20 protein-coding genes are annotated in these 23754 nt (G+C 66.5%); 15 read left to right on the forward strand and 5 right to left on the reverse strand.

What is annotated here, in order from left to right; all coding sequences use genetic code 11:
- Positions 1-33: 33 nt before the first annotated feature.
- Positions 34-1599, reverse strand: coding sequence for a threonine ammonia-lyase, biosynthetic (ilvA, locus tag AC07OH_RS18630; RefSeq protein WP_253252430.1), 1566 nt, complete (start codon positions 1597-1599; stop codon positions 34-36).
- 73 nt (positions 1600-1672) lie between these two features.
- Here ilvA and AC07OH_RS18635 point away from each other — a divergent pair, with 73 nt between their 5' ends.
- Positions 1673-2803: a site-specific integrase gene (locus AC07OH_RS18635; protein ID WP_495301692.1), complete on the forward strand. Its 1131-nt coding sequence runs from the start codon at positions 1673-1675 to the stop codon at positions 2801-2803.
- A gap of 94 nt (positions 2804-2897) precedes the next feature.
- On the opposite strand, the gene AC07OH_RS18640 is transcribed toward AC07OH_RS18635, so the two are convergent.
- Entirely contained in the window at positions 2898-4178 is a 1281-nt protein-coding gene (locus tag AC07OH_RS18640; RefSeq protein WP_495301790.1) for a porin, read from the reverse strand.
- A 271-nt stretch (positions 4179-4449) separates the two neighbouring features.
- On the opposite strand from AC07OH_RS18640, the gene AC07OH_RS18645 reads away from it, so the two are divergent.
- Positions 4450-4899 (forward strand): OsmC family protein, encoded by a 450-nt coding sequence (locus AC07OH_RS18645; RefSeq protein ID WP_062472691.1) that lies wholly within the window; start codon positions 4450-4452, stop codon positions 4897-4899.
- 27 nt (positions 4900-4926) lie between these two features.
- Here the strand turns inward: AC07OH_RS18645 and coq7 are convergent, their stop codons facing one another.
- On the reverse strand, positions 4927-5556 hold the full coding sequence (gene coq7, locus AC07OH_RS18650; RefSeq protein ID WP_495301693.1) for a 2-polyprenyl-3-methyl-6-methoxy-1,4-benzoquinone monooxygenase: 630 nt from the start codon (positions 5554-5556) through the stop codon (positions 4927-4929).
- Positions 5557-5837: 281 nt separating this feature from the next.
- On the opposite strand from coq7, the gene AC07OH_RS18655 reads away from it, so the two are divergent.
- From AC07OH_RS18655 to ygiD, 8 genes are all read left to right on the forward strand, one after another.
- Entirely contained in the window at positions 5838-7106 is a 1269-nt protein-coding gene (locus AC07OH_RS18655; protein ID WP_495301694.1) for a porin, read from the forward strand.
- Between the two features lie 185 nt (positions 7107-7291).
- The gene (locus AC07OH_RS18660; RefSeq protein ID WP_495301695.1) at positions 7292-8272 is read left to right on the forward strand and encodes an ABC transporter permease; all 981 of its coding nucleotides are present in this window, start codon (positions 7292-7294) and stop codon (positions 8270-8272) included.
- Between the two features lies 1 nt (position 8273).
- Complete coding sequence (locus AC07OH_RS18665) at positions 8274-9548, forward strand: M20 aminoacylase family protein (RefSeq protein ID WP_495301696.1); 1275 nt, start codon at positions 8274-8276, stop codon at positions 9546-9548.
- Positions 9549-9579: 31 nt separating this feature from the next.
- Positions 9580-11160: an ABC transporter substrate-binding protein gene (locus AC07OH_RS18670; RefSeq protein WP_495301697.1), complete on the forward strand. Its 1581-nt coding sequence runs from the start codon at positions 9580-9582 to the stop codon at positions 11158-11160.
- A 77-nt stretch (positions 11161-11237) separates the two neighbouring features.
- The gene (locus AC07OH_RS18675; protein WP_495301698.1) at positions 11238-12149 is read left to right on the forward strand and encodes an ABC transporter permease; all 912 of its coding nucleotides are present in this window, start codon (positions 11238-11240) and stop codon (positions 12147-12149) included.
- A 21-nt stretch (positions 12150-12170) separates the two neighbouring features.
- Positions 12171-13241: an ABC transporter ATP-binding protein gene (locus AC07OH_RS18680; RefSeq protein ID WP_495301699.1), complete on the forward strand. Its 1071-nt coding sequence runs from the start codon at positions 12171-12173 to the stop codon at positions 13239-13241.
- Positions 13238-14278, forward strand: a complete 1041-nt coding sequence (locus tag AC07OH_RS18685; protein WP_495301700.1) for an ABC transporter ATP-binding protein — start codon at positions 13238-13240, stop codon at positions 14276-14278. Before AC07OH_RS18680 ends, AC07OH_RS18685 begins: the two co-directional genes overlap by 4 nt.
- A gap of 103 nt (positions 14279-14381) precedes the next feature.
- Entirely contained in the window at positions 14382-15302 is a 921-nt protein-coding gene (ygiD, locus tag AC07OH_RS18690) for a 4,5-DOPA-extradiol-dioxygenase (protein ID WP_495301701.1), read from the forward strand.
- 21 nt (positions 15303-15323) lie between these two features.
- Here ygiD and zwf read toward each other — a convergent pair whose 3' ends face one another.
- Positions 15324-16796: a glucose-6-phosphate dehydrogenase gene (gene zwf / locus AC07OH_RS18695; protein ID WP_070059994.1), complete on the reverse strand. Its 1473-nt coding sequence runs from the start codon at positions 16794-16796 to the stop codon at positions 15324-15326.
- A gap of 144 nt (positions 16797-16940) precedes the next feature.
- On the opposite strand from zwf, the gene AC07OH_RS18700 reads away from it, so the two are divergent.
- From AC07OH_RS18700 to AC07OH_RS18715, 4 genes are read left to right on the forward strand one after another with little or no spacing between them, the layout of a single operon-like run.
- A complete protein-coding gene (locus tag AC07OH_RS18700; RefSeq protein ID WP_070059993.1) occupies positions 16941-17951 on the forward strand; it encodes an ABC transporter substrate-binding protein in 1011 nt (336 codons plus the stop codon).
- On the forward strand, positions 17952-20225 hold the full coding sequence (locus AC07OH_RS18705; RefSeq protein WP_495301702.1) for an ABC transporter permease: 2274 nt from the start codon (positions 17952-17954) through the stop codon (positions 20223-20225). It begins immediately after the preceding gene.
- The gene (locus AC07OH_RS18710) at positions 20222-21262 is read left to right on the forward strand and encodes an ABC transporter ATP-binding protein (protein ID WP_062472653.1); all 1041 of its coding nucleotides are present in this window, start codon (positions 20222-20224) and stop codon (positions 21260-21262) included. The genes AC07OH_RS18705 and AC07OH_RS18710 overlap by 4 nt, the downstream gene beginning before the upstream one ends.
- Before the next feature lie 12 nt (positions 21263-21274).
- Entirely contained in the window at positions 21275-21937 is a 663-nt protein-coding gene (locus tag AC07OH_RS18715) for an HAD family hydrolase (RefSeq protein WP_495301703.1), read from the forward strand.
- Here the strand turns inward: AC07OH_RS18715 and AC07OH_RS18720 are convergent.
- The gene (locus tag AC07OH_RS18720; protein WP_495301704.1) at positions 21883-22554 is read right to left on the reverse strand and encodes a lipocalin family protein; all 672 of its coding nucleotides are present in this window, start codon (positions 22552-22554) and stop codon (positions 21883-21885) included. The genes AC07OH_RS18715 and AC07OH_RS18720 overlap by 55 nt on opposite strands.
- Positions 22555-22794: 240 nt before the next feature.
- On the opposite strand from AC07OH_RS18720, the gene tal reads away from it, so the two are divergent.
- A complete protein-coding gene (gene tal, locus AC07OH_RS18725; RefSeq protein WP_495301705.1) occupies positions 22795-23754 on the forward strand; it encodes a transaldolase in 960 nt (319 codons plus the stop codon).

Here is a 23754-nt window from a genome sequence, read left to right on the forward strand (position 1 = left end):
CGGTCTCTTTCTCTCTTCTTCTCTTCTTTCTTTTCAGGCCTGAAGGAACAGGCGGTAGGCCGGGTTGGCCGTTTCCTCGACACAGGGGTAGCCCAGCGTTTCGAGGAAGCTGTCGAAGGCGGCCGACTCTTCGGCCGGCACCTGCAGGCCCACGAGGATGCGCCCGTAGTCGGCGCCCTGGTTGCGGTAGTGGAACAGGCTGATGTTCCAGTTCGGCCGCATCAGGCTCAGGAACTTGAGCAGCGCACCCGGACGCTCGGGGAACACGAAGCGCAGCAGGCGCTCGTCGTGCGCCAGCCCCGTGCGGCCGCCGACCAGGTGGCGCAGGTGCTCCTTGGCGAGCTCGTCGTGCGTGAGGTCGAGCGCGTCGAAGCCGTGTTCGATGAAGACCTTCGCGATGGTGGCCGACTCGCCGCGTGCCGAGGTCGTGAGACCGACGAACACGTGGGCCTTGGCGGCATCGCTGATGCGGTAGTTGAACTCGGTCACGTTGCGCGGCGCGCCGCCGGCCGGCAGCTGGCTGATGAGTTCGCAAAAGCGACGGAAGCTGCCGCGCTCTTCGGGGATGGTCACGGCGAACAGCGCCTCGCGTTCCTCGCCGACCTCGGCCCGCTCGGCCACGAAGCGCAGCCGATCGAAGTTCATGTTCGCGCCGCACAGGATCGCTGCGTAGGTCTCGCCTTGGCGGCCATGCTCGGCGGCGTACTGCTTGATGGCCGCCACGGCCAGCGCACCGGCCGGCTCGACGATGCTGCGCGTGTCGACGAACACGTCCTTGATGGCGGCGCACACCGCATCGGTATCGACCGAGATGTAGCTGTCGACCAGGTTCTGCGCGATGCGGAAGGTTTCCTCGCCGACCAGCTTGACGGCCGTGCCGTCGGAGAACAGGCCGACGTCGGGCAGGTTCACGCGCTGGTGCGCGGCGACCGATTGCATCATCGCGTCGGAGTCGTTCATCTGGACGCCGATCACCTTGATCTCGGGCCGCACGGCCTTGATGTAGTTGGCCACGCCGGAGATGAGACCACCGCCGCCGATCGCCACGAACACCGCGTCGAGCGGGCCCTGGTGCTGGCGCAGGATTTCCATCGCGATGGTGCCCTGGCCCGCGATGACGTCGGGATCGTCGAAGGGATGGACGAAGGTCAGGTTCTGCTGCGTCTGCAATTCGAGCGCGTGCAGGTAGGCGTCGGAATAGCTGTCGCCGTGCAACACGATCTCGCCGCCGAAACCACGCACCGCATCGATCTTCAATTGCGGTGTGGTCACGGGCATCACGATCACTGCGCGCGTGCCGAGCTTGCGCGCGCCGAGCGCAACGCCTTGCGCGTGATTGCCGGCCGATGCGCAAATCACGCCGCTTGCCAATTGCGCTTTGCTCAGGTGCGCCATCTTGTTATAGGCACCGCGCAGTTTGAAACTGAATACGGGTTGCTGGTCCTCGCGCTTGAGCAATACGGTATTGCCGAGCCGCTCGCTGAGCGCGCGCGCCTTCTCCAACGCGGACTCGACGGCCACGTCGTAGACCCGCGCATTGAGGATTTTTCTGAGATAGTCGGCGGGCGTTAACGCCGCAGTAACGGGTGCATTGCGCAAGATCTTTTCCAGGGAGTTTTCATTTGCTAACCATCAATCATAAGAGGCATCGGTATTGCATGCGGGGAATGGCATGGACACAAATGTCATAAACCTATTCCGCAAGGCTCCTGCTGCAAATGATTCCGGTTTTTTTGCGCGCACCTATCCCGCGATTCATACGCCCGCTAATTCACTAACAGTTGGGCAGAATTTGTTATCAGTTTCTGTCAGTGACCTTTCGAAAGGACTGATGCAGGCCGAGGCCGCGCGCGTGCAACGCGGCGAAATCGGACGGCCCACATGGCAGGTCATGGGCAACAGATTGCGTGCGCACATCGTTCCGTTGCTGGGCGATGTGCCGGTGGCCGTGTTCGCGACCGCGGACGTGCAGCGCCTGATCGATCACCTCGGCGAACAAGGCTTTACGAGCACGACGATCGCGCAGTACCTCGTGTTGCTCCGCAAGGTGGTCATGCATGGCGTGCACGTCGGTGCATTGCGCGAGGCCCCCGTGTTCCCGAAGGTCAAGGTGCGCAGTCAGCCGCGCGGCAGCTTCAGCGTGGCGGAGTACCGTGCGCTGATTGCGGCGGCGCGCAGCTTGCGCGGCCATTCGCACCCGGTGCTGGACCGGCTGACGGCCGGCGAACGTTTCTGGATCGCACGCGAATTGCTCGTCATGCCCGACGAGCTGCCATGGCTGATCCGCTGGATGGTCAACACCTTCGTGCGTCCCAGCGACATCAAGCTCATGAAGCACAAGCACATCGAGGTGGTGCGAGGCAAGCATGTCTACCTGCGGATGAATCTGCCGGAGACCAAGCGGCACAGCCAGCCCATCGTGAGCCTGCGACCTGCCGTTCGTGTCTATGAATGTCTGCTCGCGTACCGCGAGACGCATGGCTTCGGCGGGGCGGAAGACTACATCTTCATGCCGCACCTGAAGAACCGCGAGCACGCGCTGGCGGTTCTCAATTTCTTCTTTCACTGGGTGCTCGAAAAGACGGGGCTCGAAAAGGGGCCGCTGGGTCAATCGAGGACGCTGTACTGCCTGCGTCATACCGCCATCACGTTGCGGCTCCTGTATGGGCAGGGGATCGACATGCTGACCTTGGCGCGCAATGCACGCACGAGCGTCAACATGGTCGAGCGCTTCTACGCATCGGTGTTGAGCGGAGAAATGAATGTGGGGCTGCTGCAGAGCAGGCGTGGCCGGGTGAGTTGAAGAAGGACAAAAAGCCGCCCGGCGTGAGCCGGGCGGCTTGAGCGTTTGCAGATTCAAACTGGCGTGGGCCAGCATGTGAATCGACAGTGAACGATCAGAAGGCGTGACGGATGCCGAAGTCGTAGCCCGTCGAGGTCTTCGGCGTGAAGCCGTTGCCGGTGCCTTGGAAACCCGGGCCGCCGACGGTCAGCGATGCGCCGTTCTTGTTGCTCACGCGAGCAACGGTGGCGTACAGGGCCGTGCGCTTCGACAGGTTGTGCACGTAGCCGATCGCCAGCTTGTTGGCCTTCTTGTCGGCGGGCAGCACTTCCCACGGGTTGCGGGCAACCAGGTTCTCGTCGTACTTGACGCTTGAGTACGAAGCGCGGATCAGGCCAGCACCGACCGGCACGGTCACACCCAGCAGGTAGCCGGTCAGGTCGATGTCGGGACGGCCGCCGAGGTACGGCTCGACTTCGTAGTCGATCTTGTTCTTGGCGCGCGACAGTTCACCGAACAGCTTCACGGGACCGAAGTCGTACGAAGCACCCAGGTTCAGCGTGTTGACCTTGGTGGTCGTGCCGACGTAGAACTGATCGCCCACGGTGCTGCTGCCATAAGCCAGCGCCACGTCCAGGGGGCCGTTGGCGTAGCCGAAGCGGCCACCGATGTAACGGCCGGTGCGCGACGTGTTGTCCGTGGAAGGCGTAGCCAGGCCAGGGCTGTACTTGGTCTTCTCGCTGAAGCCGTACATCACTTGACCGTAGAAACCACCCAGGTTCGGCGGCAGGAAGTAGCCGATGCTGTTGCCGGCGCGAACGTAGTTGCTGCCACCAGCATCGGGGAGCTGCGGAACGTTCTTGAGGGCATCGGGGAGCTTCTTGCCGTCGGCATAGCCGGTGAAGCCGCCGAATGCGCCATTGGCGGTGTTGACCAGATTGGAGCCGACGCCATTGGTGCCGAACGGATCGAACACGGTGTCGTTCCAGAACGTCGGGGTGTAGTCGCGACCCAGACGGACTTCACCGAAACCGCCCGAGAGGCTCACGGTCGAACGGCGCGTGAATGTCGAGACGCCGGTCTGGCCATCGTCGTTGCTGATCGGCGCTTCGAGCCAGAAGCTGGCGGCCAGGCCACCACCGAGGTCTTCCGTGCCACGGAAGCCCAGGCGGCTGGAGTTGTAGCCCGAGTGGGCCAATTCGCGGCGGCTTGCCTTGATGCTGCCGCGGTTCACATAGAACGGGTTGTAGACGGGGAAGCCCAGCTTGTCGTACGTGACGCCGTTGCCCAGGTCACGCGAGGTGGACGAGTAGCCGCTGATCGACGCGTCGACCACACCAAACAGAGTGACGGACGACTGAGCCGAGGCAACACCGGCGACAGCCAGGGCAGCCAGAGCAGCTGCCCTTTCGGGGGTGGCGGCTAGAGTGGCGCAGTCATGGGACGCACAAAGAAAAAAGCCCCGAGTTTTGCAACTCGGGGCTAAATCCACCAATTGGAAGGGTGGAGGAGACAACTGGGTGCACACCATGAAGTGCGCAGCAATGAAATAGAGTATACCCACCCTTTGTTGCGATGCAACAAGTAGGCGATGCTTTTCCCACACACAAGTTGATGTTTGGTGCGCATTTTTCCGCACGAATTCATCCCAATTGGAGCTGAACACCATGGAATGCACAGTAAGTTGGACCGGTGACGCAGGCACCCGATCGGCCATGGGCTTCGTGGCCGAGACCGGCAGCGGCCACGTCCTGATGATGGACGGCGCCCCGGATGCGGCCAAGCCCGAGAACGGCGGCCAGAACCTGGCTGCGCGGCCGATGGAAACCGTGCTCGCGGGCACGGGCGGTTGCACGGCCTACGACGTGGTGCTCATATTGAAAAGGGGGCGCCATCGCGTCGAACGCTGCAGCGTGAAGCTGACCAGCGAGCGCGCCGAAAAGGACCCCAAGGTCTTCACGAAGATCCACATGCACTTCACCGTGGCGGGCAAGGGCATTCCGGCCACCGCTGTGGAACGTGCGATCGCGCTGAGCCACGAAACCTACTGCTCCGCCAGCATCATGTTGGCGAAGACGGCGGAAATCACGACCAGCTTCGACCTGATCGAGACCTGAAACGCCGGGTGGCGGCGCGCCGCAGCCTCAGATCCTGTGTGCGACGGTCGTCATGACCCGGGACGCCAGTCGCATCAGGGCCTTGGCGGGGGGCGGCAGTTCCGCGGCGCCCGCGTCGACGGCTTGCGTGGCATGGCGGGCTTCGTCGATCTTCATCTGCTCGACCACGGCGCGGGACGCGTGATCGGTCGGCGGCAGCCGGTCCAGGTGGCTTTCGAGGTGCGCTTCCACCTGCCGTTCGGTTTCGGCGACAAAGCCGAGGCTCAAGGGATCGCCCAGGCGACCGGCAATCAGGCCAAGTCCGAAGGCACCTGCATACCAGAGCGGGTTCAGGAGGGACGGGCGGGCACCCAGGTCGTCCAGCCGTTGACGGGTCCAGGCCAGGTGATCGGTTTCTTCATGCGCGGCTTCCAGGAAGTGCGCGCGCAGTGCCGGGTCCCGTGCCACGGCGGCCTGGGCGGTGTACAGCGCCTGGGCACACACCTCGCCGACATGGTTCACACGCATCAGCGCCCCGGCTTCGCGGCGCTCCGACTCGCTCAATTCACCTTGCGGCTGAATCGCGGGCGGAAGCGCCCGGGTGGCGTGAGATCGAGCAAAAAGCGTGCGCAAAGCCGCATCGGCGGCAGTCAGGGCGGGGTCGAGCAGGGCAGTCATGGGTCTATTTGAACGCACCTGTCCAGCGATGCAAGGCGGGCACATTTCGTTTCATATCGTGGCAAAACCACCTGTCCAAGTCCTTTGTTGCACGACTGCAACGAAACACACGGGGCTTCCAAGATTTCGGGCGATTTGTTTTGCCCTGCCGCAGTGGCTCTGGTGCAATAGCATCAACTTCCCAAAAGGAGGTTGGCCCGGGGTCCGGTGGGAGCACTAAGTGCCAGTCACGGTGAGCCCTTCGCACCGGAGCCCTATGTTTAACCTTGGAGAAACTTGCAATGAAAAAATCTCTAGTTGCTCTGGCTGCCCTGGCTGTCGCCGGTGTTGCCTCGGCTCAGTCGTCCGTCACTCTGTTTGGTGTGGTCGACGCGTCGATCAGCGGCTACTCGTCCACCTCGCGTGATCAGAACAACGGCGTGACGTACAACGCTGCTGGCTTCCCGATCTACAACCCGTTCTACCTGAACAAGGGCAGCGTCAAGGTCAGCAGCCGCCAACTGGCTAACTCGGGCTACAACTCCAGCCGTCTGGGCTTCCGTGGTACGGAAGACCTCGGTGGTGGCCTGGCAGCCAGCTTCTGGCTCGAAGCCCCGATCAAGAACGATGACGGCTCTGAAGGTGTTGCAACGTTCGCACGTCGTTCGACCGTGAGCCTGTCGGGCGGTTTCGGTGAAATCCGTCTGGGCCGTGATTACACCCCGACGTTCTGGAACGACACCGTGTTCGATCCGTTCGGCACCAACGGCGTTGGCACCAACCTGATCTCGACGGCCAATGGCTCGTTCGGCGGCTTCGGCTCGCCCACGGCTTCGGTTGGTTCGTTCAGCAACGTTGGCGCGAACAACTACGTGCGCGCCAGCAACACCATCGGCTACTTCCTGCCGCCGAACCTGGGTGGTTTCTACGGTCAAGTGATGTACGGCTTCGCTGAGAAGAACAAGTACAGCCCTGGCCTGGCAACGCCTGATGTGGCTAACAGCCAGCGTCAAGGTCGTTACGTCGGCGGCCGCTTCGGCTACGCCAACGGCCCCCTGGACGTGGCTCTGGCTTATGGCAGCAGCACCGTGGGTGACAACTACTACCCTGGCACGACCGACAAGGTCAACACGCTGAACCTGGGCGCTTCGTACGACTTCGGTCCCGTGAAGCTGTTCGGTGAACTGTCGCGCGCCAAGAACAAGCGTGACTACGAAGTCACGCCGCTGGGTGGTGGCCGTGCTGACACGGACCTGACCGGTTACCTGCTCGGCGTGACCGTGCCGGTCGGTGCTGGCCTGATCCGCGCTTCGTACTCGGCTGTCAAGTACGACCTGAACCAGCCTGACGTGCTGTTCCAGCCGCGTCTGGCTGACCCGAAGGCCAACAAGCTGGCCATCGGCTACGTGCACAACCTGTCGAAGCGCACGGCTCTGTACGCTACGGTTGCTCGCGTGAGCAACAAGAACGGTGCATCGCTGACCGTTGGCGGCGCGCCCTTCGTGACCACGGGTGGCTTCACCCCGAAGACCTCGACCGGCTACGACTTCGGTATCCGTCACGCTTTCTAATTTGATGCTGGCGTAAGCCAGCTTCGAATCGAAAGACTCAAAAGCCACCCGGCGCAAGCCGGGTGGCTTTTTTCATTGGGGCGCGCCTGTTCTCACTCGTAAAAATTGCGCCTCCACCCCCGGGGAACCCCCGTGCGGGCACGCTGTTTGCACTGCTAGCATGCCGCGATCACTCTTGTTGCTGAATGACTGCCTTTGTACTGCGCCGCCTGATCCAGGCCGTGATCGTGATGATCGCGGTTGCGTTCATTGCCTTCCTCCTCTTTCAATATGTCGGCGACCCGGTCGTGTTCCTGCTGGGACAGGATGCCAAGCCCGACCAGATCCGTGAAATGCGCGCCGCATTGGGGCTCGACCGACCCTTCTTCGTGCAGTTCTGGCATTTCCTCGTCAACGCCGCACAAGGTGAGTTCGGCCTGAGCCTGCGCCAGGGCGCCAAGGTGTCGCGCCTGATCGGCGAGCGCTTCCCGGCCACGCTCGAACTGGCCCTGGTGGCCGCGGCCCTGGCGCTGTTCGTCGGCATCCCGATGGGCGTGTACACCGCCCTGCGCCGCGGCACCTTCATGAGCCAGGTGTTCATGACCGTCTCGCTGCTCGGCGTGTCGCTGCCCACCTTCCTGATCGGCATCCTGCTGATCCTCGTCTTCGCGGTGACGCTGGGCTGGTTCCCGAGCTTCGGGCGTGGCGACACCGTGCGGTTCGGCTGGTGGACCAGCGGCCTGTTCAAGGCCGACGGCTGGCACCACATCATCCTGCCGGCGGTGACGCTGGCGATCTTCCAGCTCACGCTGATCATGCGGCTGGTGCGCGCCGAGATGCTCGAGGTGCTGCGCACCGACTACATCAAGTTCGCACGCGCACGGGGCCTGTCGAACCGCGCGATTCACTTCGGCCATGCGCTCAAGAACACGCTGGTGCCGGTCATGACCATCACCGGCCTGCAGCTCGGCGGCCTGATCGCCTTCGCGATCATCACGGAGTCGGTGTTTCAGTGGCCCGGCATGGGGCTGCTCTTCATCCAGGCCGTGACCTTCGCGGACATCCCCGTGATGGCCGCCTACCTGTGCCTCATTGCGCTGATCTTCGTGGTGATCAACCTCGTGGTCGACCTGCTGTACTTCGTGGTTGATCCGCGGCTGCGCGTGGGCAAGGCGGGAGGCCATTGAGGTGAGTGCCGCAACCGCCGCCGCAGCGCCGCGCCTGCAGGCCTCCGGCCGGGCCTTCGCGCACATCGCCAGCTTCTACCCCGAGATCACGGCCTTTCGCCGCGACCTGCACGCCCACCCCGAGCTCGGCTTCGAAGAGGTCTATACGGCGGGCCGCGTGCGCGAAGCGCTGCGCGCCTGCGGCGTGGACGAGATCCACGAGGGCATCGGCAAGACCGGTGTGGTCGGCGTCATCCGCGGCAAGTCGACCGCCAGCGGCCGCATGATCGGCCTGCGCGCCGACATGGACGCGCTGCCCATGCGCGAGGACAACGACTTCGGCTGGCGCTCTGCCAACGACGGTCTGATGCACGGCTGCGGCCACGACGGCCACACCGCCATGCTGGTCGGTGCCGCGCGCTACCTGGCCGAGACGCGCGACTTCGACGGCACTGCCGTGTTGATCTTCCAGCCCGGCGAAGAAGGCTTTGCCGGTGCGCGCGTGATGATCGAAGACGGCCTGTTCGACCGCTTCCCGGTAAACGCCGTCTACGCCATGCACAACTGGCCCGCGATGCCGGCCGGCACCGTCGGCATCAACCGCGGCGCCATGATGGCCGCGGCCGACCGCGTGACGATCGAGATCAAGGGCAAGGGCGGCCACGGCGCGCATGCCTACCAGACCATCGACCCCGTTGTGGTGGCCGCCCACATCATCACCGCGGCGCAGACCATCGTGTCGCGCAGCGTGCGCCCCATCGACGCGGCCGTCGTCAGCATCTGCGCCGTGCAGGCCGGCGACCTCGGCGCGATGAGCGTGATCCCGGGCGAGGCCACGCTGGTCGGCACCGTGCGCACCTTCAGCGCGCGCGTGCAGGCACAGGTCGAGCAGCGACTGAGCGAGCTGTGCACGGCCATTGCCGCCGGCTTTGGCGCGACCGCGACGATCAAGTACGAACGCATCTACCCGGCCACGATCAACACCGCGCCCGAAGCGATGTTCGCGGCCGACGTGGCGCAGGCGTTGGTCGGCGCGAAGAACGTCGACCGCAACCTGGAGCCCAGCATGGGCGCCGAAGATTTTTCCTTCATGCTGCAGAAGAAGGCCGGTGCCTATCTGCGCATCGGCCAGGACGTCCGCAGCGGCGCCTTCCTGCACAACAGCCGCTACGACTTCAACGACGAGATCCTGCCGTTGGGCGCCGCATTGCATGCGGGCCTGATCGAGCAGGGCATGCCGCTGGCTGCTACCCGCAGCCAGCAGCCAGGGAAAGCCGCCGCTACCGCGGCGCCGTGATGTGTTCGATTTCAACCCGAGGAGTGTTCCCATGAGTTTCAAGAAGCAAGCGGCTGCGGTCGCTGTCCTGTGCGCCCTGGGCGCCGTCAGCATGGTCGCCAGCGCGCAGACCATCCGCATCGCGAACCAGGGCGATGCCCTGTCGCTCGACCCGCACTCGCTCAACGAGTCGCTGCAACTGAGCGTCACCGCCAACGTCTATGAAACTCTCGTGGGCCGCAACAAGGACCTGAGCCTGGCGCCGCTGCTGGCCACGAGCTGGAAGCAGACCTCGCCGAACGTGTGGCGCTTCGAGCTGCGCAAGGGCGTGGTGTTCCATGACGGCACGCCGTTCAGCGCCGACGACGTGGTGTTCAGCTTCGCGCGTGCGCAGGGCGACGGCTCCGACATGAAGGCCACGCTCAGCGAGATCAAGGCCGTGCGCAAGGTCGGCGACCTCGCCGTCGAAATCGAAACCAACGGCCCGTTCCCGATCCTGCCCGACGTGATCTCGCTCACCATGATCATGAGCAAGAAGTGGTGCGAGGAAAACCAGGCCACCAAGCCGGTCGACCGCCGCAAGGGCATCGAGAACACCGCCTCGTTCAAGGCCAACGGCACCGGCCCGTTCCGCGTGCGCGAACGCCAGCCCAACGTGCGCACCGTGTTCACGCGCAACGGCACCTACTGGGGCAAGATCGACGGCAACGCGCAGGAGATCGTGTTCACGCCCATCGCCAACCCCGCCACGCGCGTGGCCGCGCTGGTCTCCGGCGAAGTCGACGTGATGGAGCCCGTGCCCGTGCAGGACATCGCGCGCATCAACGCCGCGCCCAACGCCCGCGTCATCACCGGCCCCGAGATGCGCACCATCTTCCTGGGCATGGACCAGAAGCGCGACGAGCTGCAGTACTCGAACGTGAAGGGCAAGAACCCCTTCAAGGACAAGCGCGTGCGCCAGGCCTTCTACCAGGCCATCGACATCGCCGGCATCCAGCGCACCGTGATGCGCGGCGCCTCCAAGCCCACCGCGCTGCTCGTCGGCCCGGGCATCAACGGCTGGACCGCCGACCAGGACAAGCGCTTGCCCTACGACGTCGATGCCGCCAAGAAGCTGCTGAACGAAGCCGGCTACCCCAACGGCTTCGAAGTGTCGATGAACTGCCCGAACGACCGCTACGTCAACGACGGCCAGATCTGCCAGAGCGTGGCCGCCAACCTGGCCAAGATCGGCGTCAAGATCAACCTCGTGGCCGAGACCAAGGGCACCTACTTCCCGAAGATCCTGCGCCGCGACACCAGCTTCTACATGCTGGGCTGGACCCCGACCACCTACGACTCGCACAACGCACTGAGCTCGCTCACTTCGTGTCCCGACGACAAGGGCACGGGCCAGTTCAACCTGGGCGCCTACTGCAACCCGAAGCTGGACGAGCTGACCAAGAAGATCCAGTCCGAGTCGGACAAGGCCAAGCGCAACGAGATGATCAAGGAAGCCTTCAAGGTCCACACCGACGACATCGGCCACCTGCCGCTGCATCAGCAGTCGCTGGCCTGGGGTGTGAGCAAGAAGGTCGAGCTGGTGCAACTGGCCGACAACTTCATGTACTTCAAGTGGATGAGCATCAAGTAAGTCGACCGTGGGCCGCTGCCTGAGCGGCCCGACCATGGGCCCGCTTCTTGCGGGCCCATTCATTTTTTGCTTTCACGATGAAAAAAAACTTGGCCCGCTGGCTCGACAGCGATGTCGGCTACAGCTTTCGCACCTCGCCGGTGGCGATCGCCGCCGCCGTCATTGCGCTGGTGTGCGTCTTCTGTTCGGTGTTCGCCGGATGGGTGTCGCCGCACAACCCCTTCGACCTCGCCACGCTCGAACTCGGCGATGCCCGCCTGCCGCCGGCCTGGAGCGCCGAAGGCTCTACCAAGTACCTGCTCGGCACCGACGACCAGGGTCGCGACATTCTTTCGGCCGTGATCTACGGCGCCCGCATCTCGCTGATCGTCGGCGTGGTGTCGGTGGTGCTGTCGGTGGCCGTCGGCGTGGTGCTCGGCCTGCTGGCCGGCTTCTTCGGCGGCTGGCTCGACTCCTTCCTCATGCGCGTGTGCGACGTGATGCTGTCGTTCCCGCCGATCCTCGTGGCGCTGCTCATCGCCGGCGTCGGCCGTGCGCTCTTTCCGGGCGCGCACGAGTCGCTGGCCTTCGGCGTGCTGATCATCTCGATCTCGCTCACGGGCTGGGTGCAGTACGCGCGCACCGTGCGCGGCTCCACGCTGGTGGAGCGCAACAAGGAGTACGTGCAGGCCGCGCGCGTCACCGGCGTGGCGCCGCTGCGCATCATGCTGCGCCACGTGCTGCCCAACGTGATGGGGCCGGTGATGGTGCTGGCCACCATCCAGGTCGCGACCGCAATCATCACCGAGGCCACGCTCTCGTTCCTGGGCGTCGGCGTGCCGCCGACCTCGCCCTCGCTGGGTACGCTCATCAGCATCGGCAACCAGTACCTGTTCTCGGGCGAATGGTGGATCACGGTGTTCCCGGGCCTGATGCTGGTGCTCATCGCACTCAGCGTGAACCTGCTCGGCGACTGGCTGCGCGACGCGCTCAATCCGCGCTTGCGCTGAACAGAAAAGGAGAACGCCCCCATGACGCTGCTCCAGGTCAAAGACCTCGTCGTCGAATTTCCGAACCGCCGCGGCACGCTGCGTGCGCTCGACCGCATTTCCTTCGACATCGCGCCCGGAGAAATCCTCGGCGTGGTGGGTGAGTCGGGTGCAGGCAAGTCGCTCACCGGCGCGGCCATCATCGGCCTGCTTGAACCGCCGGGCCGCGTGGCCGGCGGCGAGATCCTGCTCGAGGGCCAGCGCATCGACAACCTCGGTTTCGATGCGATGCGCCCCATCCGCGGCCGCAAGATCGGCGCGATCTTTCAAGATCCGCTGACCTCGCTGAACCCGCTGTACACCGTGGGCCGCCAGCTCATCGAGACCATCCGCACCCACCTGCCCGTGACTGAGTCGGAAGCGCGCAAGCGCGCCATCGGCCTGCTGCAGGACACCGGCATTCCCGCCGCCGAACAGCGCATCGACCACTTCCCGCACCAGTTCTCGGGTGGCATGCGCCAGCGCGTGGTGATTGCGCTCGCACTCGCCGCCGAGCCCAAGCTCATCGTGGCCGACGAGCCGACCACCGCGCTCGACGTGTCGATCCAGGCGCAGATCATCCAGCTGCTCAAGCAGGTCTGCAAGGAACGCGGCGCGGCGGTGATGCTCATCACGCACGACATGGGCGTGATCGCCGAGACCTGCGACCGCGTGGCCGTGATGTATGCGGGCCGCATCGCCGAGATCGGCCCGGTGCACGAAGTGATCCACCAGCCCGCGCACCCCTACACCTCGGGCCTGATGGCGTCGATCCCCGACATGACCAGCGACCGCGAACGGCTCAACCAGATCGACGGTGCCATGCCGCGGCTTAATGCCATTCCGACCGGCTGTGCCTACAACCCGCGCTGCCCGCGCACCTTCGCACGCTGTCTGACCGAACGGCCCGAGCTGATGCACGCAGGCGCCACGCGCGCCGCCTGCTGGCTGCACGACGCCGCCGACCCGCATGCGGGCCGAGCTGAGATCGCCGCCCAGCACCACGACGCCCTGGCGGCCGGCGAGCGCGCCACGCCCGAGGCGGCCGAACCCCTCGCAGAGGTGACCCGATGAGCGCCGTGATCGAACCCCGCAAGGACGCTGCAGCGACAAAAGCCGGCGAGCCGCTCGTGGTCGCACACGACCTCGCGCGCACCTTCGACGTCTCGCCGCCCTGGCTCAACCGCGTGCTCGAACGCAAGCCGCGCGTGCTGCTGCACGCCGTGGACGGCGTGAGCTTTTCCATCGAGCGCGGCAAGACGCTCGCGCTGGTCGGTGAATCGGGCTGCGGCAAGAGCACGGTCGCGCGACTGCTGGTCGGCCTGTATGCGCCCACGCGCGGCGGCCTGCAGTTCGACGGGCAGGACGCGCATGCCGCGTTCAAGACGCCCGAAGGCCGTCAGCTGCGCCGCCGCATCCAGATGATCTTCCAGGACCCCTACGCGAGCCTCAACCCGCGCTGGATCGTCGAGGACATCATCGGCGAGCCGCTGCGCGAGCACGGCATCCTGAGCGACAAGGACGCGCTGCGCCAGCGTGTGGGCGAGCTGCTGCAGTCGGTCGGCCTCTCGCCGCTGGACATGAGCAAGTACCCGCACCAGTTCTCGGGCGGCCAGCGCCAGCGCATCTCCATCGCGCGCGCGCTCGCCACGCAGCCCGAGTTCCTCGTGTGCGACGAGCCCACCTCGGCGCTCGACGTGAGCGTGCAGGCGCAGGTGCTCAACATCATGAAGGACCTGCAGCGCGAGCAGGGCCTGACCTACCTGTTCATCTCGCACAACCTCGCCGTGGTGCGTCACGTGGCCGACCAGGTCGGCGTGATGTACCTGGGCCGCCTGGTCGAGGTGGCGGACAAGCAGAAGCTCTTCGCCGAGCCGCAGCATCCGTACACGCGCATGCTGCTCGACGCGATTCCGCAGATGAAGCACACCGGCCGTGCGCGCACGCCGGTGCAAGGCGAAGTGCCGAACCCGCTGAACCCGCCGACGGGTTGCGCCTTTCATCCGCGCTGCCCGCATGCCAATGCGCGCTGCTCGTCGGAGCGGCCGTCGCTGCTGAGCTTGAAGGGCGTGCAGGTGGCTTGCCATGCAGTGGAGGAAGGGCGGATCTGACCGTACGTCACCGAAGCGGAAGGAGCGCGGCCGAAGTGTGCGTAAAGGCACCGCGGCGCCGCGAGAGATGAGGCAGAGTCCGGCGCTTGCCCCGAACGAAACCATGACACGTCCGACGATCCCTTCCTCCTGGGCGGCCCGCCTGCTCGGCCGCCGCGGCTTTCTCATGGGCTCGGCGCTGGGCGCCACCGCCGCGCTGGCGTCGATGACCGAGATCGCGCACGCGGCTGGCGCAGCACCGGCGCGCCGCATGCCCGTCATCTTCATCGGCCACGGCTCGCCGATGAATGCGCTGGCGGACAACGCCTTCACGCGCCGCCTCGCCGCCTGGGGCCGCGAGTTGCCGCGTCCCACGGCGATCCTCAGCGTGTCGGCGCACTGGCTCAGCCAGGGCGCGACCGGGGTCACGGTGCAGACGCGGCCCAAGACGATCCACGATTTCGGCGGCTTTCCGCAGGCGCTGTTCGACATCGAGTACCCCGCGGCCGGTCACCCCGCACTGGCGCGCGAAGCGATCGGTGCCGTCAAGCAGGCACCGGTGATCGCCACCGAGCAGTGGGGGCTGGACCACGGCACCTGGAGCGTGCTGAAGCACCTGTACCCGAAGGCCGACGTGCCGGTCTTCCAGCTCAGCATCGACTACGACAAGCCGGCGGCGTTCCATCATGCGGTGGGGCGTGACCTGGCGGCCTTGCGCGACCAGGGTGTGCTCGTGATGGGCAGCGGAAACGTGGTGCACAACCTGCGCGCCACCGACCGTGGCACGCCCGACGGGCTCAAGGCGAGCCGCCCTTGGGCGCAGTCGTTCGACGATGCGGTGAAGGCCGCGCTGGCCGGCCGGGACGACCGTGCGCTGATCGGCTACGAGAAACTGGAGGGGGCGTCGACCGCCGTGGCCACGCCGGACCACTACTTCCCCTTCCTGTATGCCCTGGGCGCTGCGGCGCCGGGCGAGCGCGCGAAGACGGTCTACGAAGGCTTCCAGTCGGGCACGCTCGGCATGCGCTGCCTTCAGTTCGGTTGAAGACAGCGCAGTCTTGGCGTCCTACTGCTCTTCGCCCCAGGCGAAGCCGTCGCGCGCGATCATGGCGCTCGACGCGCTGGGGCCCCAGGTGCCGGCCGCATAGGGACGCGGACCGCCGTCGGACTCCCACGAGTCGATGAGCGGCTCGACCCAGCGCCAGGCTTCTTCCTGCTCGTCGCTGCGCACGAACAGGTTCAGGCGCCCGTCGATCACGTCGAGCAGCAGGCGCTCGTAGGCGCCCACGCGTTCGGCGCCGAAGCGCTTGTCGAAGTCGAGGTCGAGCTGCACCGGCGCCAGTTGGGCGGCGCTGGCGTGGCCGTTGCCGCCGCGCTGGCGGTTGTCCTGCGCTTGCGCGAGCATGTGCAGTTCCAGGCCGTCCTTCGGCTGCAGGTTGATCACCAGCTTGTTCACGTTGCCCGCCGGCGCGCGGTAGATGGCGTGCGGCGTGGGGCGGAAGTTGACCTCGATGCGCGCATCGCGCGAGGCCAGGCGCTTGCCGGTGCGGATGTAGAAGGGCACGCCGGCCCAGCGCCAGTTGGCGATCTCGGTGCGCAGCGCCACGAAGGTCTCGGTGCGGCTGTCGGGGTTCACGCCCGGCTCGTCGCGGTAGCCCTGCACCCGCTCGCCGTAGGCCGTGCCGGCCGTGTACTGGCCGCGCACCGCATGCAGGCCGAGCGTCTCGGGCGTCCAGGGCTTGAGGGCGCGCAGCACCTTGAGCTTTTCGTCGCGGATGGCGTCGGCGTGCGCGTTGATGGGCGGCTCCATGGCCACGGCGCACAGCAGCTGCAGCGCGTGGTTCTGCACCATGTCGCGCAGCGCGCCGGTCTGGTCGTAGAAGGCGCCGCGCTTTTCCACGCCCAGGTCCTCGGCCATGGTGATCTGGATGTTGGCGATGTGCTCGCGGCGCCAGATGGGTTCGAACAGCGCATTGCCGAAGCGCATCGCGAACAGGTTCTGCACCGAGGGTTTGCCCAGGTAGTGGTCGATGCGAAAGACCTGCTTCTCTTCGAGCACCTTGCCCACCGCGGCGTTGATGGCGCGGTTGGAGGCCAGGTCGTGGCCCAGCGGTTTTTCGAGCACGACGCGGGTGCGCGGGCCGTTGAGCCCGGCGGCGGCGATCTGCTCGACCACCTGCGTGAAGAGCGCAGGCGCCGTGGCCACGTACATCACGACCGTCTTGGCGTCGCGTTGCTTGAGCAGGTCGGCCAGGCTGGCGTAGTCGGCGGGCTTGGACAGGTCCATGCGCAGGTAGTGCAGCATGGAGGCGAACTTCTTGAACTCCTCGGGGGAGGGGCGCTTGGCGCCTTCGACGGCGCTGAAGCGCGACTGGATCAGCTCGCGGTACTGGTCGTCGGACAGGTCGTCGCGTGCCACGCCGACGATGCGCCCGTCCTGCGGCAGGCTGCCGTGCCTGAAGGCCTGGAACAGCGCAGGCATCAGTTTGCGCCACGCAAGGTCGCCAGTACCGCCGAACAGAACGAGATCGAAGCTCATGAGAAAACTTTCCTTTTGTCTGGATGCAGAGCAGGCCGTGTGCCAGTCGCGATGGTACTTCTACCGATTCGGCACACCTGTACTAAAGCTACGCTGACCCAAGGCCGCAAGGCCTTTTTTTATTGCCGAGGCAGGGGAATACCAATGAAGAAGCTTTTCACGGCAGCCGCGCTGCTGGGTCTGTCGGCCGCAGCGTCGGCGCAAACCGTCAACGTCATCTGCTCGGTCCAGGCCGAGTGGTGCAACGTGATCTCCACCGTCTACGCCCGCACCACGGGCGTGCGCATCAACATGGCGCTCAAGGGCTCGGGCGAGGCGCTGGCCCAGCTCATCGCCGAGAAGGACAACCCCAAGACCGACGTCTGGTTCGGTGGCACGGGCGACCCGCACCTGCAGGCGGCCGAGCAGGGGCTCACGCTCGAATACAAGTCGCCCACGCTCACGCAGCTGCATCCCTGGGCCCAGCAGCAGGCCAAGCAGTCGGGCTACAAGACCGTGGGCATCTACTCGGGCCCGCTGGGCTTCGGCTACAACCCCGAGCTGCTGGCCAAGAAGAAGCTGCCCGTGCCCAAGACCTGGGCCGACCTGCTCAAGCCCGAGTACAAGGGCGACATCCAGGTGGCCAACCCCGCATCGAGCGGCACGGCCTACACCATGATCGCCACGCTGGTGCAGCTCATGGGCGAGGACAAGGCCTTCGACTACCTCAAGGCGCTGCATAGGAACGTGGGCCAGTACACCCGCTCGGGCACCGGCCCGATCAAGGCGGTGGCGCGCGGCGAGACCGCGATCTCCATCAGCTTCGTGCACGACGGCCCGGGCGAGAAGATGCAGGGCTTCCCGGTCGAAACCATCACGCCCAGCGACGGCACGGGCGCCGAGATCGGCTCCATGAGCATCATCAAGGGCGCGCGCAACCTCGATGCCGCCAAGAAGTTCTACGAATGGGCGCTCACGCCCGCCGCGCAGGAATTGGGCGCCGCCAACAAGCAGTTCCAGCTGCCGAGCAACGCGAGCGCCAAGCTCGACCCGCGCATTCCCGACTTCAAGAAGATCAAGTTCATCAACTACGACTACGCCAAGTACGGCGCCAGCGCCGAGCGCCGTCGCCTGATCGCGCGCTGGGAAAAAGACGTCAACTCGCTCCCGCGCTAAGTGCAGGCGCGTTCCAACGAAGGCGCGCCGGTCAACCCGGCGTCCCTGGCCGCCGCCCGGCGCGCGCGGCGCTGGATCTGGGCCTGGGTCGCATTGGGCCTGGCGGCCTACCTTGTGCTGCCCTGGTATGCGATCCAGGACGCGACCTGGTACGAAGCCGTTCCGCAGGTCTTCGGCAGTGCAGAGGGCGCCAACGGCCTGATGCAGGCGGCCACGCAGGGCCGCTCCTGGCTCTTCATCGGGCTGGCCGGTTTGCTGCTGTGCGCCGCCGGCGCGGCCTTGCCGGCCGGCAAGGCGCAGGGGCGCTGGCTGCTGGCGGGCGGCGCGATCGGCGCCGTCGGGCTGGCGGTCGCGGGCTTCACCATCGGGGCGCGGGGCTGGAGCGTCGCGGCGCTCAACACCCAGTTCGGCGAACTGGCGGTCAACCAGTTCGGCATCGGCGCAGGCGGCTTCGTGGCGCTCACGGCGCTGGTGCTGCTGGCGGCCTTCGGCATGGCGCGGCTCGGCCTGTTCAAGGGCGACCTGTTCGTGTCTGCCTCGGTGGTCGGCTGCGGCGTGCTGATGGCGCTGTTCATCGCCTACCCGGTGAGCCGGGCGCTGTCGGGTGCCTTCTTCAACGAAGACGGGCAATGGTCGATCACGGCCTTTGCGGCGCGCGTGTTCACCGAGCGCATCTGGGGCCTGGGTTGCCTGGCGGGCGGGGTGCGCTGCGGCGTGGCGTGGAACACGCTGGTGCTGGCGTTGCTCACCGCGGCCGGGACCACCTTCCTGGGCACCCTGATGGCGCTGATGGCCGAGCGCGGCAACCGGCGCGGACAGGGCGTGCTGCGGGTGCTGGCGCTGCTGCCGATCATCACGCCGCCGTTCGTGGTCGGCCTGGGCCTGATCCTGCTGTTCGGCCGCGCGGGCATCGTCAACCAGGTGCTGGAGAACGTCTTCGGCATCGAGCCCACGCGCTGGTTCTACGGCATGCCGGGCGTGCTGGTGGCGCAGCTGTTCGCCTTCACGCCCATCGCCTTCATGATCATGCGCGGCGTGGTGCAGGGCATCGCGCCCAGCCTGGAAGAAGCCGCGCAGATGCTGCGCGCTGACCGGCGCCGCGCCTTCTTCACCGTCACGCTGCCGCTGCTCAAGCCCGGTCTGGCCAACGCCTTCCTGGTCGGCTTCATCGAGAGTATTGCCGACTTCGGCAACCCGGTGGTGGTGGGCGGGCAGTTCTCGGTGCTGTCGACCGACATCTTCTTTGCCATCGTCGGCGCGCAGTACGACCAGGGCCGCGCCGCGTCGCTGGCCTGGGTGCTCACGCTGTTCGCGCTCGGCGTGTTCGCGCTGCAGCGCGGGCTGCTCGGCAAGCAGAACTACACGACGGTGAGCGGCAAGGGCGACGCCGGTATCGCGATGGCGCTGCCCGACGGCGTGCGCCGCACCATCCAGTGCATCGCGCTGCCGTGGATCGCCTTCACCGCCGTGGTCTACCTGTTCGCCTTCGCGGGCGGCTTCGTGCAGACCTGGGGCCGCGACTACAGCTTCACGCTCAACCACTTCAAGAGCGCCTTCGCGCTGGAGTGGGGCCAGTTCGGGCTGGTGTGGGCCGGCACGGCGTGGAACTCGCTGATCACCACGCTGAAGCTGGCCGGCATCTCGGCGCCGATCACTGCGGCGCTGGGCCTGCTGATCGCTTGGCTGCTGGCGCGCAACGAGTTCAAGGGGCAGGGCGCCTTCGAGTTCGGCGCGCTGCTGGCCTTTGCGATCCCGGGCACGGTGCTCGGCGTGAGCTACATCCTGGCCTTCAACGTGCCGCCGTTCGAGCTCACGGGCACCGGGCTCATCATCGTGCTGTGCTTCATGTTCCGCAATCTGCCGGTGGGTGTGCGGGCCGGCACGGCGGCGTTCAAGCAGCTGGACCGCTCGCTCGACGAAGCCTCGCTGATGCTGCGCGCGTCCACGTCGCAGACCCTGTTCAAGGTGGTGCTGCCGCTGCTCAAGCCGGCGCTGGTGGCCGCGCTGGTCTACAGCTTCGTGCGCGCCATGACGACGGTGAGCGCGGTGATCTTCCTGGTCACCGCCGAGAACGAGCTGGCCACCACCTACATCATCGGCCGCGTCGGCAATGGCGACTACGGCATTGCGCTCGCGTACTGCACGGTGCTCATGGTGCTGATGTCGCTGGCGATCGCGCTGGTGCAGTTCGTGGTGGGGGAGCGCAAGCTGGGACGGCGCGGGGCGACACCCCCGCATCAGGGACATCACAAAATGGAAAGCCTCTCGGCATGAACGGCATCGAATTCCGCAACGTCACCAAGCGCTACGGCACAGACAAGAACGGGCCGATGGCCGTCAAGGGCATCAGCTTCGAGGTGCCCGTGGGCACGCTCACCACCATCCTCGGCCCCTCGGGCTGCGGCAAGACGACCACGCTGCGCATGATCGCGGGGCTCGAATCGCCGACCTCGGGCTCGATCTTCATGGGCGGGCGCGACGTCACCACGCTCGGGCCGGGCGAGCGCAACGTGAGCATGATGTTCCAGAGCTACGCGTTGTTCCCGCACATGAACGTGATCGAGAACGTGGGCTACGGCCTGCGCATGAGCGGCGTGAAGAAGGACGAGGCCACGGTGCGGGCGCGCGAGGCGCTCAGGGGCGTGGGCCTGGTCGGCTTCGACGAGCGCCTGCCCAGCGAGCTGTCGGGCGGCCAGCAGCAGCGCGTGGCCCTGGCGCGCGCGCTGGTGCTCGAGCCGGCGGTGCTGCTGTTCGACGAGCCGCTGTCCAACCTCGACGCCCGCCTGCGGCGCGAGATGCGCGAGGAAATCCGCTCGCTGCAGCAGCGCCTGAAGCTCACCGTGGCCTACGTGACGCACGACCAGAGCGAGGCGCTGGCCGTGAGCGACCAGATCATCGTCATGGACCACGGCGTGATCGCCCAGCGCGGCACGCCCGAGCAGCTGTACGGCCGCCCCGAGAGCGAATTCGTCGCCGGCTTCATGGGCGAGGCGATGGTGTTCCCGGCCGTGGCGCAGGCCGACGGCAGCGTCACGCTCGGCCCGCTGCGGCTGCAGCCGCGCTACGCGGTGGCGCCCGGCACGGTGAAGGTGGCGGTGCGGCCCGAGGCCTGGGACATCGGCGCGCTCGACGGCCTCCCCGCCACGCTGCGCAAGTCGGCGTACCTGGGCAGCTTCTACGAATACGGCTTCGACACCCCGCTGGGGCCGGTCTTCGTGGTCTCGACCGACCTGTCGCGCCCGCTGGCGGCGGGCACGCAGACCACCCTGTCGCTCGGAACCCATGGCGTGAGCGTGGTGCCCGGCGCATGAAACAATGGCGCCATGAACGTGGTTTTCGATCTTGGCGCCGTGCTGTTCGCCTGGGAGCCGGCACGGCTGGTCCAGGCCCATCTCCCCTCTCACGCCCCCACTGAAGCCGCCGCCGCGGCCCTGGGCCGGGCCCTTTTCCATCACGACGACTGGACCGGCTTCGACTGCGGCACCCGCACGCTGAACGATGCCATCGCCCGCATGTCGGCGCGGCTGGCGCTGCCGGCCGCGTCGCTGCACGCCATGCTCGACGGGCTCGGCGAGCGGCTGGAGCCCATCGACGTCACGGTTGCGATGCTCGAAGAGCTGCTCGTGCACCGCGACGCCGGCGAGCCGCTGCGGCTGTACTACCTGTCGAACATGCCTGTGCCGTTCGCCCGCGCCCTCGAGCGCCGGCACGCCTTCATGCGGCGCTTCGACGGCGGCGTGTTCTCGGGCGACGTGAAGTTTCTCAAGCCCGAGCGCGAGATCTACGAGCTGCTGGCCATGCGCCACGGCCTCGACCCCGAGCAGACCGTGTTCATCGACGACTCGGCCGCCAACGTCGAGATGGCCCGCGCCTTCGGCTGGCACGCCATCCACTGCACCGCGCCCGACAAGCTGCCGGCGCAACTGCAGCGTTACCTGCCGGTGAGCACCACCTTGTCGGTGTCGAACCCCAGGCTGCGGGCGTAGTCCAGCTCGGCCTGCAGCGCGTCGTCCTCCAGGCGCGGCGCGCGCGAGAGCACCCAAAGGTACTCACGGTCGGGCGTGCCGACCAGCGCCACCTGGTAGTCGCGGTCGAGCTTCAAGATCCAGTAGTCGCCCCACACCAGCGGCAGCCAGCCCATCCAGGCCGGGGCGAAGCGCACCTGCAGCTGGCCCGCGCCGGGCTGGCCGACCACGGGCGCCACGCGCGCGCTGCCGATGGCCTCGTCGAAGTTGCCGTCGTCGCGCACGCAGCGGTTGCGCACCTGCACGGTGCCGTCGGGCTGCGGCGTGTACTCGGCGCTCACCGGGCCGGCGCACTGTTTCTGGAACCGGTTGGGCAGCCGCGCCTGTTCGTGCCAGAGGCCGGCGTAGCGGTGCAGGTCGACCGGCGCCACCACCTGCAGCGGCGCGCGCATCAGCGGGGCGCCGTCGGCCGGGCCGGCGGGCCGGGCACGGGCCGTGCGTGCGGCGCCCAGCGCGTACCAGGTGGCCACGCCGCCCACGACGAAGGCGGTGGCCATGGCGCCGATCGCGTGGCTGGTGCGGCGGTCGTCGAAGGGGCGGCCGGTGGCGATTACGGGGCTTGAGGGGCGAGGGGTCATCGGAGCTCCTGGAGAAAGTCGTTCGGCGTGGATGCCGCTTCAGGTTCAGGGTGCCCCCGGCCGCGGCCGGCTGCCGTCAGCCAGGGACCACAGCCCCTGTAGGGCAGGGCGGCCGACAACCCTTCGCGCTGCAGGCCGATGGAGCTTCGCGAAAACCCGTGCTACGGTTCGCATGAAAACATCGACCGCCGCGCAACTGCGTGCAGGACTTGTCACACCCCTCCCCGGATAATTGATTTCATGAACCAACTCGATGCACTCCGCCAGTGGACCACCGTGGTTGCCGACACCGGTGACTTCAAGCAGCTCAGCATTTCCAAGCCGCAGGACGCGACCACCAACCCGTCGCTGATCCTCAAGGCCGTGCAGAAGGCCGAGTACCGGCCGCTGCTCGACGCGACCGTGAAGGCCCATGTCGGCAAGCCGCTCGACGAGGTCATCGACCGCCTGCTGGTGCGCTTCGGCACCGAAATCCTCTCCATCATCCCGGGCCGCGTGTCCACCGAAGTCGACGCCCGCCTGTCCTTCGACACCGCCGCCACCGTGGCCCGCGGCGAGCGCATCGTGGCGCTGTACAAGGCCGAAGGCATCGACACCGAGAAGCGCCTGCTGATCAAGGTCGCCTCCACCTGGGAAGGCATCGAGGCTGCGCGCCTGCTCGAGCAGAAGGGCATCCGCACCAACCTCACGCTGCTGTTCTCCTTCGCGCAGGCCGTGGCCTGCGGCGCGGCCGGCGTGCAGCTCATCTCGCCCTTCGTGGGCCGCATCTACGACTGGTACAAGAAGTCGGCCGGTGCGAAGTGGGACGAAGCCGCCAGCGCGGGCGCCAACGACCCCGGCGTGAAGTCGGTGCGCGAAATCTTCAACTACTACAAGCAGCAGGGCATCAAGACCGAGGTCATGGGCGCGAGCTTCCGCAACGTGGGGCAGATCCAGGCGCTCGCCGGTTGCGACCTGCTGACCATCAGCCCCGAGCTGCTGGCCGAGCTGGCCGCGAGCAACGAGCCGCTCACGCATGCGCTCGACGCCAAGGCTGCCATCGCGAGCGGCAACGCAGAGAAGGTGAGTTACGACGAAGCCGGCTTCCGCTTCGCGCTCAACGAAGACGCCATGGCCACCGAGAAGCTCGCCGAAGGCATCCGCGCCTTCGCGGCCGATGCGGTGAAGCTCGAAAAGCTCATGCAGGAAAGCGGCAAGTAA

This window comes from Variovorax sp. GW821-FHT10C12, from assembly GCF_059415405.1.

Excerpts from the sequence above, each read along its gene's own strand:
- AC07OH_RS18720 (WP_495301704.1), bottom strand. The coding sequence starts at position 22,554 with ATGACCCCTCGCCCCTCAAGCCCCGTAATCGCCACCGGCCGCCCCTTC.
- AC07OH_RS18715 (WP_495301703.1), top strand. The coding sequence starts at position 21,275 with ATGAACGTGGTTTTCGATCTTGGCGCCGTGCTGTTCGCCTGGGAGCCG.
- coq7 (WP_495301693.1), bottom strand. The coding sequence starts at position 5,556 with ATGACTGCCCTGCTCGACCCCGCCCTGACTGCCGCCGATGCGGCTTTG.
- zwf (WP_070059994.1), bottom strand. The coding sequence starts at position 16,796 with ATGAGCTTCGATCTCGTTCTGTTCGGCGGTACTGGCGACCTTGCGTGG.
- AC07OH_RS18645 (WP_062472691.1), top strand. The coding sequence starts at position 4,450 with ATGGAATGCACAGTAAGTTGGACCGGTGACGCAGGCACCCGATCGGCC.
- AC07OH_RS18635 (WP_495301692.1), top strand. The coding sequence starts at position 1,673 with ATGGACACAAATGTCATAAACCTATTCCGCAAGGCTCCTGCTGCAAAT.
- AC07OH_RS18670 (WP_495301697.1), top strand. The coding sequence starts at position 9,580 with ATGAGTTTCAAGAAGCAAGCGGCTGCGGTCGCTGTCCTGTGCGCCCTG.
- AC07OH_RS18680 (WP_495301699.1), top strand. The coding sequence starts at position 12,171 with ATGACGCTGCTCCAGGTCAAAGACCTCGTCGTCGAATTTCCGAACCGC.
- AC07OH_RS18655 (WP_495301694.1), top strand. The coding sequence starts at position 5,838 with ATGAAAAAATCTCTAGTTGCTCTGGCTGCCCTGGCTGTCGCCGGTGTT.
- AC07OH_RS18685 (WP_495301700.1), top strand. The coding sequence starts at position 13,238 with ATGAGCGCCGTGATCGAACCCCGCAAGGACGCTGCAGCGACAAAAGCC.
- AC07OH_RS18675 (WP_495301698.1), top strand. The coding sequence starts at position 11,238 with ATGAAAAAAAACTTGGCCCGCTGGCTCGACAGCGATGTCGGCTACAGC.
- AC07OH_RS18710 (WP_062472653.1), top strand. The coding sequence starts at position 20,222 with ATGAACGGCATCGAATTCCGCAACGTCACCAAGCGCTACGGCACAGAC.
- ygiD (WP_495301701.1), top strand. The coding sequence starts at position 14,382 with ATGACACGTCCGACGATCCCTTCCTCCTGGGCGGCCCGCCTGCTCGGC.
- AC07OH_RS18660 (WP_495301695.1), top strand. The coding sequence starts at position 7,292 with ATGACTGCCTTTGTACTGCGCCGCCTGATCCAGGCCGTGATCGTGATG.
- tal (WP_495301705.1), top strand. The coding sequence starts at position 22,795 with ATGAACCAACTCGATGCACTCCGCCAGTGGACCACCGTGGTTGCCGAC.
- AC07OH_RS18700 (WP_070059993.1), top strand. The coding sequence starts at position 16,941 with ATGAAGAAGCTTTTCACGGCAGCCGCGCTGCTGGGTCTGTCGGCCGCA.